A 12,167-nucleotide genomic window follows, 5' to 3' on the forward strand; every position below is an offset into this window, starting at 1 on the left:
TTATCGACGATCGGCAGCCATGCATTCCCCCAACATCAACAGTATCGATCTCAACCTTCTGCGGGTGTTCGATGCCGTCTTTCGGGAGGGCAACATCCTGCGCGCCGCCCAGCGCCTCGGCATGAGCCAGCCCGCCGCCAGCCATGCGCTGGCGCGTCTGCGCCATGCGCTCGATGATGACCTCTTTGTCCGCTCAGCCCAGGGAATGCTGCCGACGTCCCGCGCCGAGCAACTCGCCGAACCCATAAGACAGGCGCTGAGCTATCTCGAACTCGGCCTTCAATCGGGGCCGTTCGAACCGGCGACATCGAAACAGAAATTCAAACTTGCCGTCGACAATTGCTCGGCGATCGCGCTGACATCGAAAATCGTCCTTGCTGTCGGCGCTGTTGCGCCCAGCATATCGTTGAACCTGCGCCCGAGCGGCACGGCCGACATCGACCGCATGATCGATGCTTCCGAACTCGACCTCTTCATTGGCCGCCCGGGCGAAGACCGGGAACGCTTCGCCTCCGAGGATTTGAGCAGCGACGATTTCGTCATCGTCCATCGCTCGGAACTCCGCAAGGCGAAAACTCCAATGACGGCTGAAGAGTTGATCGGCAAGCCGCACCTGCATCTCTCGTCCGCCGGCGACGACACCGGTTTCCTCGACCGCTGGCTTGGCGAGCGGCAGATGCATCGCGACGTGAAGCATTCCGTGCCCCTGCTCGGATGCACCGATGTCCTGTCGGAGCAGGATATCTATGTTCCGATGAGACGGCCGATTGCCGAAGCGATCTGCAAGGGTTCCCGCCTCGCAATAAGCGAACTCCCATTTATCTCACCCAGGATTGCCACCTGCATGCGATGGCACAGAAGGCTGGATTCCCAGCCGGCGCATATCTGGTTGCGCGATGCGATCAGGAGTGCCGTCACGTCTCACAGCGAGCGCTCTATTCGATCGCAGTGATCTCCAGCTCCTCGCTACCGAGGCTGACGAAATCGCCGACCGCCTTGCCCATCAGCAGCCTTGCCACCGGGGAGACATAGGAGATCGATCCGGCCTTGGGGTCGGCCTCGTCCTCGCCGACGATCCGATATTTCTGCACACGGCCATCCTCGCGACTATAGGTGACCGTGCTTGCAAAAGCGACGAGGTCCGAAGAAACGGGAGCCGGCATGATCTCGGCAGTGCGCACCCTCTCGACAAGATAACGCAGGTCGCGCAGCGGGATGGCGGCTTGCCGGCGGCGCTCATTGATATCTTCGATTGAGGTCGTTGCTTCATAGGCTTCGCGCGCCTGCTGGAGCTGTTGCTCCAGCGCCTTCAATCCCGCCTCGGTCACAAGATTCGGATGCGGGGAAATCGTCCGGTCGGGCAACAGGGTTTCAGCTGCCGTTTCGGCGCTTTCTTCCTTCATGAACGCTGTGCTCAATTCCAAACTCCACTTCGACGCGCTGCACTTTTATCCCAGATGATCAGCCCGCTTTGACCAGCGGGGCACATGGCATATCTGGAACAATGAAGACGAAACACCAAATCAGCCTTATACCATAGACCGGATACCGGCTGCGGAGAAATGCAATGGCGAATAGACCCCCAAAGCAATCAACGACGCCTGTGTCCGGCAAAAGCGCATCGGCGCCCAAATTGCTTTCAGGCGGCAACCCACAGATTGCCAAGGGCTATGGCGACGAACCGGTGCAGGCCTATATCGCCGCCATGCCGGGCTGGAAAAGCGAGGTCGGACGCCGTGTCGACACACTCATCACGAAAACCATCCCCAATGTTCAGAAGGCGGTCAAATGGAATTCGCCGCTCTACGGTATTGAGGGCGACGGCTGGTTTCTCGGCATTCACTGCTTTGCGAAGTATATCAAGGTCGCATTCTTTCGCGGCGCATTGCTTCATCCGATCCCACCCGGCGAATCCAAGAGCGAACAGACACGCTACCTCAACATCCATGAGGGCGACCCGATCGACGAGCCGCAGCTTGCCGATTGGGTGCGGCAGGCAAGCCACTTGCCCGGCGAGCGCATGTAAAAGCCGGCGGCCGAGATATCGTCACGGACATTTCTTGGCATTCCGGGCTTGATTGCGTAGCATCCACCTGAAGTCGCAACCCATCCCGCGGGTAACCGTTGCCTGCATTTCCGCGCCAAGCAAAAGGATAACCATGCGCCGACTGGACAAGGAGATGTTCCGTTCCCTTTCCCTCCTCGGCATGGTCATGGGGCTCATCTTCTTCGCGGCCTCGCTGACGCCGAGCCTGATGCCGCGATCCTATCTTGTCCAAGGCGCCCTCTCGGGCATCAGCGCCGGCGTCGGCTATATGATCGGGACGGCCCTCACCTGGCTCTGGTTCTATCTGCAACTCCCGGCTCCAGCTAAGTCGTTGAGACTGGCACGCTGGCTGATCGGCATCGCCTGCCTGATCCTCTGCCTTGCCGCACTCTGGCACGCGACCTTCTGGCAAAACTCGATCCGCATTCTGTGGAAGATGCCGCCGATCGCCAGCGCCGATCCATATTGGCTCGCGGCAGTGGCCGCAGCTACCTTCCTGGCTGCGCTGATCATCGGCCGCTTGTTTCGCCTGGCCTACCTGGTGTTTTCACGATGGCTTTCGCGCGTCGTGCCAAGCCGGCTCTCGAAAGTCGTAGGCGCCTTGCTTGCCGTCGCGCTGTTCTGGTCTATCGGGCAGGGCATATTGCTTCGCGGCGCGCTTGATGCGGCCGACGCTTCCTTCAAGCAGGCTGACGCATTGATCGATGACGATTTGCCGAGCCCGCGGGATGCGACAAAGACCGGTAGTACCGCCTCGCTTGTCGCCTGGCAGGGATTGGGGCGACAGGGACGGCACTTCGTTGCATCCGGCCCGACAGCAACCGAAATTTCAACCTTCTGGAATGCTAGGGCACAGGAGCCGCTTCGCATCTATGTCGGATTGAACAACGGCGACACCAGCAAAGAGCGGGCTGCACTTGCCCTGAAAGAGCTGATACGGCAGGGCGCTTTCAATCGTTCCATGCTGGTGGTGATCGTTCCCACAGGGACAGGCTGGATCGATCCGGCCGCCATGGATACGCTCGAATATCTGCAGCATGGCGACGTCGCCAGTGTCGCCGTGCAATATTCCTATCTGTCGAGCTGGATGTCGCTTCTCTTCGAACCGCAACAGGGCGAGGAAACGGCGGTCGACCTGTTCGACGCCGTCTATGGCTACTGGTCGAAGCTGCCTCGGGACAAGCGTCCGAAGCTCTATCTGCATGGGTTGAGTCTCGGCGCGCTGAACTCGCAGCTGTCGCTCGACATCTACAATGTTATCGGCGATCCGGTGAATGGTGCGCTCTGGAGCGGCCCTCCGTTCCGCAGTGCCAGATGGAAGGCGGCGACCGCAGCCCGCAATCCCGGCACGCCGGAATGGTTGCCGACATTTCGCGACGGCTCCGTGATCCGCTTTGCAAACCAGGAGCATGCGCCGGACCAGTTCGCGGCCCCCTGGGGACCACTTCGCGTCGTCTATCTGCAATATGCGAGCGACCCGGTCGTGTTCTTCAACGCAGCATCCGCCTTCCGCGAGCCGGAATGGATGAAGGCGCCACGCGGTCCGGACGTTTCGCCGGAGCTCACCTGGATACCCGTGGTGACGATGCTCCAGCTTCTGTTCGACATGATGATCGCGACGACCTCGCCGATCGGTTACGGGCATATCTATGCTCCGCAGCACTATATCGATAGCTGGATATCCCTGACGGATGCTTCGATCGCTCCGCAGGACGTCATGCGCCTCAAATCGCTTTTCGCCTCCCGCTTCGGCATGACGCCATAAGGCACCGGAATCGGGAGGCGACAGTGACTATCCCGGAAAAGCTGACAGCGTAACGTGGACGCTTTTCAGCTCGGAATATTCATCAAAGCCGTGCTTGCCGAGTTCGCGGCCGACGCCGCTCTGCTTGTAACCGCCGATCGCCAGCTGCGGAGCGCCATCTCCCATGCCGTTGATCCAGGTCCGGCCGGCCTTGATGCGGCGAATGGCCTGGAAGGCAGTCGACAGATTGGTCGACCAGACGCAGGCCGACAGGCCATAGGGCGTGTCGTTTGCCATTCGGATCGCCTCTTCTGCCGTCTTGAAGCGGAAGGTGGTCAGCACCGGGCCGAAGATTTCGTCCTGGGCAATGGCCATCTGAGGCGTGACATGGGTGAAAATCGTCGGGGCGTAGAAGGCACCCAGCTCGCCCAGCCGGTCGCCGCCCACCAGCACCTGCGCGCCATCGGCCTTGCCCTGCTGGACATAGCCGGCAACTTTGTCCAGATGCCCCTGGTGAATGAGGGCACCGACATTGACCCGATCATCCAGCGGATCGCCGGTGACGATTTGTCCTGCTACCTTTTGCACTTTTTCCAGAAGTGCATCGGCGATGCTCTCGTGCACGATCAGGCGGCTGCCGGAGATGCAGACCTGCCCGGAGCAATGAAAGACACCGCCTGAAATCTTTGCCGCCGCGGCATCGAGATCGGCGTCGGCAAAAACCACCTGCGGGCCCTTGCCTCCAAGCTCCAGCCCCACCTTTTTAATATTCTGTCCAGCGAGAGCGCCGATCAGACGCCCGACACGCTGCGAGCCGGTGAAATTGACGACATCGACATCGGGATGCTCGGCCAGAATCTGGCCGACATCGGCGCCATATCCGGTGATGACGTTCAGCACGCCCTCGGGTAAACCGGCTTGAAGCGCAAGTTCTGCCATGCGGATCGTCGAGCCCGAGGTGAACTCGCTCGGCTTGATGACGACGGTGCAGCCTGCTCCGATCGCCCACGGAATCCGCTCCGAGCCAATCAGCAGCGGAAAATTCCAAGGGGTGATCAGGCCGACCACGCCGGCAGGCTCGCGCAGAATGAGACCAAGCGTATTCGGGCCGAGATCATTATGCGCCTCCCCTTCAAGCCCCTGGGCATGGCCGGCGGCATAGTGCCAGAGGCTGACGGCGAAACCGATCTCCCCACGGGCCTGACTGATGGCCTTGCCGACCTCAAGCGCCTCGATGGTCGCGAGTTCCTCGATATTCGCCTCGATCAGATCACCGACGCGGCGCATGATGCGGGCGCGCTCACCACCAGTCATCCTCGGCCAGGGGCCATTGTCGAATGCCTTGCGTGCAGCGGCGATTGCCGCCTCGGCATCGGCGCGGCTGCCCTTCGGGATCGTGCTGACGATGTGACCCGGATGGGCCGGGCTTTCCCGGGTGATCGTCTCCCCCGAAAGGGCCGGTACCGATTTACCGCCGATCACCATGCTATAGCGCCGCTGCTGCAGAAGCCGCGGATCGTCGAGACGAGGTGCGATGAAAGGGTATGCGGTCATGTGGCTATCCTCACGATACGAATTTCAGGCATCCTGCGATCCGGCATCTCACGCCTGGTAGCGCAGGCTTTCCAAAGTCAGACTATGTTGCAGCGGCGCGCCGGCAACGAACCGTTCGATCTCGTCGACGATCAGCCGGCCGAGGCGCTGGCGCTCATTGCCGATTGCGCCGGCGATATGGGGTGTCAGAACGACATTCGGCAGATCATAGAGCGGTGATGTCGGTGGGACCACCTCTGGTTCGGTGACATCGAGAATGGCAGAGATCCTGCCGCTCGAAAGTTCGGCTTCGAGTGCTGCCTGATCGACAAGGCCGCCCCGCGCCGTATTGATCAATGTCGCACCATCCGGCATCCGGGCGAGCATTGAAGCATCGATCATGTGCTGCGTCGTTGCCAGTAGCGGCGCATGCAGGGAGACAGTCTGGCACTCGGCCATCAGCTCCGAAAGAGATGCCGTCCGAGCGCCCAGTTCGGCAGCCTCGGTTGCATCCACGAGCGGATCGTAGAGCAGGATATCCATATCATGCGGGCGGAGAAGCTCGAGGACGCGGCGGCCAATGCGCGAGGCGCCGACGATGCCGACCTTCTTGTGCCAGCTGCCGCTGTCGCCATCGAAGGATTGATGCATTTCGAGGGAGCGCCGCTGCTGGGCATAAAGCCGCTGGAAGCGAAAGACATCCTTGTTGGCAAACAGGATGGCGGCAAGCGCGAATTCGGCGACAGGAACGGCGTTGGCGGCAGCCGCATTCGTCACCGCAATTCCTCGTTCGAAGACATCAGGTCCGATAAGATGTTTCACCGATCCTGCCGCATGGGCGACAAGCGTCAGAGATGACGCAGCTTCCAGCACGGCCGCATCGATTGCGGCACACCCCCAACCCGTGACCAGAATATCCGTCTCGGCGAGCTGTGCCTTCGCCTCCTCACCTTGAAACTCCCGGAGAGGCTTGCTGGAAACGATGCTGCAGCAACGTTCAAGCCGATGCAGATCCGCAGGGGAAAAGAGCTTTTCTATTCCGAGAGGACCGAAAGCAAAGCTGAGCCTTGGCGGGGGCATGATATTTGAGGGCGATGGCAACAGCGAACTCCTGGCGGAACGATGTCCGCAAATGCTGAACGGCAATCAGGCCATTCGCGAAATGAGATCGCATACAAACGCAAGTTACGCAATATAAGAACGAATATTTCTTCAATTCACGCAAATTGCGCGACAGTTGCGCCAGACTCCAGCGCAACAGCACATTCGACCTGCATCGGCATGGCATCCGGCTCGGCAATGCGCCGCTGCGCAAGCTGAATTGCCTGGCGGGCCATCTCCAGACAATTGACCCGCATCGTCGTCAGTCGAGGATGCATCATCGCGGCATAGGGCAGGTCGTCAAAGCCGATGACCGAAACCTCTCCCGGCACGCTGAGCCCCACAGCCTCAAGCGCATTCATCAGGCGGAACGCACCCATATCGTTGGCACAGAACACGCTGGTCCAATCCGCCTCACCCTTTGCTCGCCGCTCCACCTCCGCCAGCAGCGCGGTATCGACACCATTGGCGACGCCGATCGCCGTACAGGAGGCACCCGGAAACTCTTCGAGGGAAGCGTAGAACCCGCGGCGGCGCTGGATTGTTGTCCAACGCGTATGATCATGAATATAAAGTAATTTCCTGTGCCCCGCCTTGAGCAGGGTCCGACCGGCCAGCCGTGCGCCGTAGAAATTATTGGGCGCAACACAGTCGAAACGCATATCCGGATCATAGCCGTTGACGAGCACCGCGCGGTGGCTGCCGTTGAGGAAATAGCCGGCCAGACTGTCGTTCAGATCAATGCCGACGAAAATCGTGACATCGGCCTCTTCCTTTTCCTGGTCGCGGGCCATGCGATGCGGACCAAGCGAAGTTTCGTCCACCATGCGGATCGAAAGGCTGAAGCCGCCGTCATTCGAGCTGTCACGCAACCCGGCGATCACCGCCTCGTAGAAAGGCGCCAAGCCCCCGGTTGCAAGGCTGCCGGTCACATAGGCCCGCAAATGCCTTGTCGGAGCCGCCGCTGCCCTGGATCGGCCAAAATAGCCGGCATCCTCGGCAATCTTGCGAATTTGCAGGCGTCGCTCATCGCTGATCCCGCGAGCGTCCGAAAGCGCGCGGGACACAGTGCTGACGGAAACGCCAGCCGCCTTCGCAATTTCGAGCTGATTTGCGTTGGACTTAGGTGAACGAGTCAAATGCCTACCCTTCAATTTACCCCGGATAATCACGGGATTCTCGTGAGAAATCCATCCCCGGACGCCGATATCAACGGCTCTGTCTTTATCGCACACACGAAACTTGCGACATATTTTGCATAAGTTCGCAAATTGCGCAATTGACAACGCAAATTGCGCGTGATGAATTGCGCGTCATCATGAAAAAGCCGATCCGGGAGGGTGCGGTTTCATCGAATGTGGGAGGACATGCAATGACCAACGACATGAAAAAGGATGCAATCCAGATCGCATTGAGCCGGCGGCAGCTGCTGCAGGCGGCTGGTGCGGGTGCTGCTGCAGCCGTATTCTCAGGCCTCGGTGCACCGGCCATGGCGCAGGAAAAGGTCGAGCTGACGATGTGGGCCTGGACGCCCGACACGCAGTCCCAGATCGATCTGTTCACCAAGGCTTTCCCGCATATCAGCGTCAAGCTCGAAAATGCCGGCCAGGGGCCTGCCGAATATGTGAAACTGCGCAACGCGATCCAGGCTGGCACCGGCCTGCCTGACGTCGGCCAGGTCGAGTTCACCAATATTCCAGGCTTCCGTCAGCTCGAAGCGCTGCTCGACATGGGCCAATACGGCGCCAACGACGTCAAGGACAAGTTCATCGACTGGACCTGGACGTCCGCTTCCGACGGCGCCGCCGTCTATGGTATTCCGTGGGACTCCGGCCCGATGGGCATTCTCTACCGCGCCGACGTTCTGGATGCGCACAAGATCGAAGTGCCGAAGACATGGGCCGCCTTTGCCGAAAGCTCGAAAGCACTGAGCAAGGCATCACCGGATACATTCCTTACCAATTTCGGCGGCACCGCCGATGGCGGCTGGGTCATCGCTCTTCTGGCGCAGGCCGGCTGGAAGCCGTTCGAGCTCAAGGGCACGGATCTGAAGCTCAACCTGAACGATGCCATCGCCAAGAAATGGGCCGCCTATTGGCAGGATCTCATCGATGCGAAGGCCGTGGGCGTCAAAACCCCGGTCTGGACCACCGACTGGTTCACGGGCCTGGACGAAGGCACCTATGCCTCTTGGATGACGGGCGCCTGGGGTGCCGTGTTCATTCCGCAGTTTGCCAAGAAGAGCAACGGCCACTGGCGCGCCGCTCCCCTGCCGCAATGGGATGCAGGAAAATATGTGACCGCAAATCTCGGCGGCTCCACCTTTGCGACCTTCAAGACCACGAAGCATCCGAAGGAAGCAACGCAGCTTGCCGTGTTCCTCGGTGCCGATCCTCAGACCGCGCGCCTCTGGAACACCAAACAGTTCCTTTTCCCGGTCCTCAAGGAACTGGTCTCGGATCCGGAGCTCATCAATCACAAATACGATCTCTATGGCGGCCAGGCCGTCAACGAGGTCTTCGTCGAGGCGGCCAAGCACGTCGACTCGTCGTTCCAGTATGCGCCGTTCCAGGATTACCTCGCCGGCCAGGTGCAGCAGGAACTCTCCGCCTCGATCGGCGGCAAGGGCTCGCTGAGTGATGCCTTCGATCGCCTGCAGGCGGGCGTCAGCGCCTATTGCGCCGATCAGGGCTATACCGTTTCCAACGGTTGATGGACTCCGTGCGGGGGCCTCGCCCCCGCACATATCTTTCTCGCATGACCCGCGCCGAGGCGCAGGCGCAATTCACAGCCGGAGACACCACAAATGGCTGGTCCTAGTAGCCGCAAGCGCCGCCGCCGCGTGAGCAAGAAACTGGCGCCCTTGCTCTTCCTTGCGCCATTTGCGCTGCTCTTCATCGCCTTCCTGATCGCTCCCATGCTCTATGCCCTCAATCTGGCGGTCTATAAGACCACCGTGGTTGCAGGCACCAAGTTCGTCGGAGCGGATAATTTCGTGCGCGCGCTGGGCGACCCGAAATTCTGGCAGGGCGTTGTCGTGCTCCTCAAATTCGCCGTCATCCAGATCCCCGGCATGGTGGCGATCGCGCTTCTGATCGCGCTGATCCTCAATAGCGGCACGGTCTACGCCAAGAGCTTCTTTCGCATCAGCCTGTTCCTGCCCTATGCCGTCCCGGCCGTCATCGCCACGCTGATCTGGGGCTATCTCTATGGGCCGGCCTTCGGCCCGTTCACGCAGCTCGCCAATGCCGTCGGGCTTCCGGCGCCGAATTTTCTCGGGGCCAGCACAATTCTCCCGTCGATCGCCAATATCGCGAACTGGGAATATACGGGCTATCAGATGATCATCTACTACGCCGCGCTCCAGGCGATCCCGTCCGATCTGGAAGAAGCCGCGTCGATGGATGGCGCAAGCGCTTTCGTCTATGCGCTGCGCGTCAAGCTGCCGTTGATTGCACCCATGGTGGTCGTCACCATCATCTTCTCGATCATCGGCTCGCTGCAGCTCTTCTCGGAGCCTTATCTGCTGCGAAACCTCGCCCCGCTCAGCATCACCAATTCCTACACGCCGAACTACTATGCCTACACGCTCGCCTTCGCCAACCAGCAATATAATTACTCGGCCGCCATGTCCTTCCTGCTCGGCGCAGTCACCGCTGTGATCTCCTATGCCTTCATGCTCATCGTCAATCGTGGAGGCAAGGCATGACCATTGTCGGTAAATCGAAGCGCTCGCCATCGTTCCGTCGTAACCGCTGGATGCTGTCAGCCATCCTGCTGGTGATATGGCTCTATACCGCCCTGCCCCTATTCTATGTTCTGGTGTCCGCGTCGAAATCGAACAACGATCTCTTCACAAGCTTCGGTCTCTGGTTTGCCGGCGACTTCAAGCTGTTTGAGAACATTCAGCAGGTCTTCAGTTATCAGGGTGGCATCTTTGCCCGCTGGCTGCTCAACACCATCGTTTACGCCACCACGGCCGGGATCGGCGCCGCACTCTTTGCGACCATGGCCGGATATGCGCTCGCGAAGTATGAATTTCTCGGCAAGCGGCTGGTCTTTGCGATTATCCTCGGCGCCGTCATGATCCCGCAGACGGCGCTCGTGGTGCCGCTGTTTCTGCTGATGTCCAAGGTCGGCATCGTCAACACGCCCTGGGCTGTCATCCTGCCGTCGCTCGTCTATCCGCCCGGCGTCTTCCTGATGCGCGTCTATGCCGACGGTGCGATCCCGAACGAGCTGCTCGATGCCGGCCGCGTCGATGGCGCCGGCGAGCTGCACATCTTCTTTTCCCTGGCGCTGCGCCTGCTGATGCCCGGCTTTGCGACCGTGCTGATCCTGTCCTTCGTCGCGACCTGGAACAACTACTTCCTGCCGTTGGTCGTGCTGAGCTCGCCGGAATATTTTCCAGTCACGGTCGGCCTTGCCCAATGGTATGCGACGGCAACGGTCGGCTCGGGCGGTGGTGCCGCACTCTTTACACTCGTGCTGGCCGGCGCACTGATCAGCATTGTTCCTGTCATTATAGCTTTCATCGTCATGCAGCGCTTCTGGCAAGGTGGCCTGGGTGCCGGCGGCGTCAAGGCTTGAAGCTGCGGAGAAACAGACATGGCCGTTATCGAACTGAACAAGATCCGCAAATCCTTCGGCGCTCTGGACATTATTCACGGGCTCGACCTGCGGATAGAAGACGGCGAGTTCGTCGTCTTCGTCGGCCCTTCCGGCAGCGGTAAATCAACGCTGCTGCGCCTCGTCGCCGGTCTGGAGGAGGTCACCTCCGGCCAAGTCCTGATTGGCGGCGAGGATGTCACCGAGCTCGGGCCGGCGGACAGGGCGCTCTCCATGGTTTTCCAGTCCTACGCGCTTTATCCGCACAAGACCGTGCGCGCCAATATGGCCTTCGGCCTGGAAGTCGCACGCACGCCAAAGGCCGAGATCACCCGCCGCGTCCAGGCTGCAGCGGCTGCACTTCGGCTGGAAAGTTATCTCGACCGGAAGCCCAAGGAGCTCTCCGGCGGGCAGCGGCAGCGCGTCGCCATCGGCCGCGCCATCGTTCGCGACCCTGTGGCGTTTCTGTTTGACGAGCCCCTTTCGAACCTCGATGCCGCCCTGCGTGCGGAAATGCGCATTGAGATCGCCCGGCTGCATCAGCGCCTTGGCGCAACGATGATCTATGTCACCCACGATCAGGTCGAGGCGATGACGCTCGCCGACAAGATCGTCGTGCTCAAGGATGGCTCCATTCAGCAGATCGGCTCGCCAATCGATCTCTACGAAAAGCCGGCCAACCTCTTCGTGGCGCAGTTCCTCGGCTCGCCGAAGATGAACGTCTACGACGTCGAACCGACCGCAGGGGGATTGAAAATAGCCGGCGGCGGCAAGTTACTGCTGCCTTACGCACCCTCGCAGGCTGCCAAGCTCGGCGCCCGTCCCGAGCATCTTGGCATTCTGGAACCCGGGAAGGGCAATCTCGAAGGCAAGATCGACGTCATCGAACGACTGGGTTCCGATACCTATGCTTACGTTGCTCATGAGGGCCTTGAATTGACCACGGTCCGCCTGGCCGGCAACGTCCAGCTGAGCGTGGGGCAGCCCGTTAGCCTCGCCATCGATCCCGCGCAGTTTCATCTCTTCGACAAAGAGACCCGCAGCATTGCGATAGGCCAATAGGCAGATCTATTGCTGCTACGCCCTGAAGGCTTGGCAAGAGGCCGCCGCATTTGCGGGCGGCCTCTTTTTCTT

11 protein-coding genes are annotated in these 12,167 nt (G+C 60.3%); 7 read left to right on the top strand and 4 right to left on the bottom strand.

The genetic code is table 11. The features are described from left to right. Positions 1 to 19: 19 nt before the first annotated feature. Entirely contained in the window at positions 20 to 952 is a 933-nt protein-coding gene (locus tag ACQZ6F_RS26225) for a LysR family transcriptional regulator (RefSeq protein ID WP_449094654.1), read from the top strand. Here ACQZ6F_RS26225 and greA read toward each other — a convergent pair. Beyond that, a complete protein-coding gene (gene greA, locus ACQZ6F_RS26230; protein WP_449094655.1) occupies positions 936 to 1,418 on the bottom strand; it encodes a transcription elongation factor GreA in 483 nt (160 codons plus the stop codon). The two genes, ACQZ6F_RS26225 and greA, sit on opposite strands and share 17 nt — an antisense overlap. A 149-nt stretch (positions 1,419 to 1,567) precedes the next feature. Here greA and ACQZ6F_RS26235 point away from each other — a divergent pair, with 149 nt between their 5' ends. After that, complete coding sequence (locus ACQZ6F_RS26235; RefSeq protein WP_077467501.1) at positions 1,568 to 2,026, top strand: DUF1801 domain-containing protein; 459 nt, start codon at positions 1,568 to 1,570, stop codon at positions 2,024 to 2,026. A gap of 154 nt (positions 2,027 to 2,180) precedes the next feature. Next, a complete protein-coding gene (locus ACQZ6F_RS26240; protein ID WP_449096340.1) occupies positions 2,181 to 3,812 on the top strand; it encodes an alpha/beta hydrolase in 1,632 nt (543 codons plus the stop codon). Between the two features lie 27 nt (positions 3,813 to 3,839). Here ACQZ6F_RS26240 and ACQZ6F_RS26245 read toward each other — a convergent pair whose 3' ends face one another. The 3 genes from ACQZ6F_RS26245 to ACQZ6F_RS26255 all read right to left on the bottom strand — a co-directional run bounded on the left by ACQZ6F_RS26245 (position 3,840) and on the right by ACQZ6F_RS26255 (position 7,564). Further along, on the bottom strand, positions 3,840 to 5,345 hold the full coding sequence (locus ACQZ6F_RS26245; RefSeq protein ID WP_449094657.1) for an aldehyde dehydrogenase family protein: 1,506 nt from the start codon (positions 5,343 to 5,345) through the stop codon (positions 3,840 to 3,842). 48 nt (positions 5,346 to 5,393) lie between these two features. Further along, a complete protein-coding gene (locus tag ACQZ6F_RS26250; protein WP_449094800.1) occupies positions 5,394 to 6,404 on the bottom strand; it encodes a hydroxyacid dehydrogenase in 1,011 nt (336 codons plus the stop codon). 137 nt (positions 6,405 to 6,541) lie between these two features. Next, complete coding sequence (locus ACQZ6F_RS26255) at positions 6,542 to 7,564, bottom strand: LacI family DNA-binding transcriptional regulator (protein WP_449094658.1); 1,023 nt, start codon at positions 7,562 to 7,564, stop codon at positions 6,542 to 6,544. Positions 7,565 to 7,797: 233 nt separating this feature from the next. Between ACQZ6F_RS26255 and ACQZ6F_RS26260 the strand changes: the two genes are divergently transcribed. The 4 genes from ACQZ6F_RS26260 to ACQZ6F_RS26275 all read left to right on the top strand — a co-directional run bounded on the left by ACQZ6F_RS26260 (position 7,798) and on the right by ACQZ6F_RS26275 (position 12,095). Then, positions 7,798 to 9,138 carry an ABC transporter substrate-binding protein gene (locus ACQZ6F_RS26260; protein ID WP_449094659.1) on the top strand — a complete coding sequence of 447 codons (1,341 nt, stop codon included), beginning with the start codon at positions 7,798 to 7,800 and terminating at the stop codon, positions 9,136 to 9,138. 93 nt (positions 9,139 to 9,231) lie between these two features. Next, entirely contained in the window at positions 9,232 to 10,134 is a 903-nt protein-coding gene (locus ACQZ6F_RS26265; RefSeq protein WP_449094660.1) for a carbohydrate ABC transporter permease, read from the top strand. Then, on the top strand, positions 10,131 to 11,015 hold the full coding sequence (locus ACQZ6F_RS26270) for a carbohydrate ABC transporter permease (RefSeq protein ID WP_449094661.1): 885 nt from the start codon (positions 10,131 to 10,133) through the stop codon (positions 11,013 to 11,015). Before ACQZ6F_RS26265 ends, ACQZ6F_RS26270 begins: the two co-directional genes overlap by 4 nt. 18 nt (positions 11,016 to 11,033) lie before the next feature. Continuing rightward, complete coding sequence (locus ACQZ6F_RS26275) at positions 11,034 to 12,095, top strand: ABC transporter ATP-binding protein (protein ID WP_174073467.1); 1,062 nt, start codon at positions 11,034 to 11,036, stop codon at positions 12,093 to 12,095. The last annotated feature ends 72 nt before the right edge of the window (positions 12,096 to 12,167 follow it).

The organism is Rhizobium sp. A22-96, from assembly GCF_053521805.1.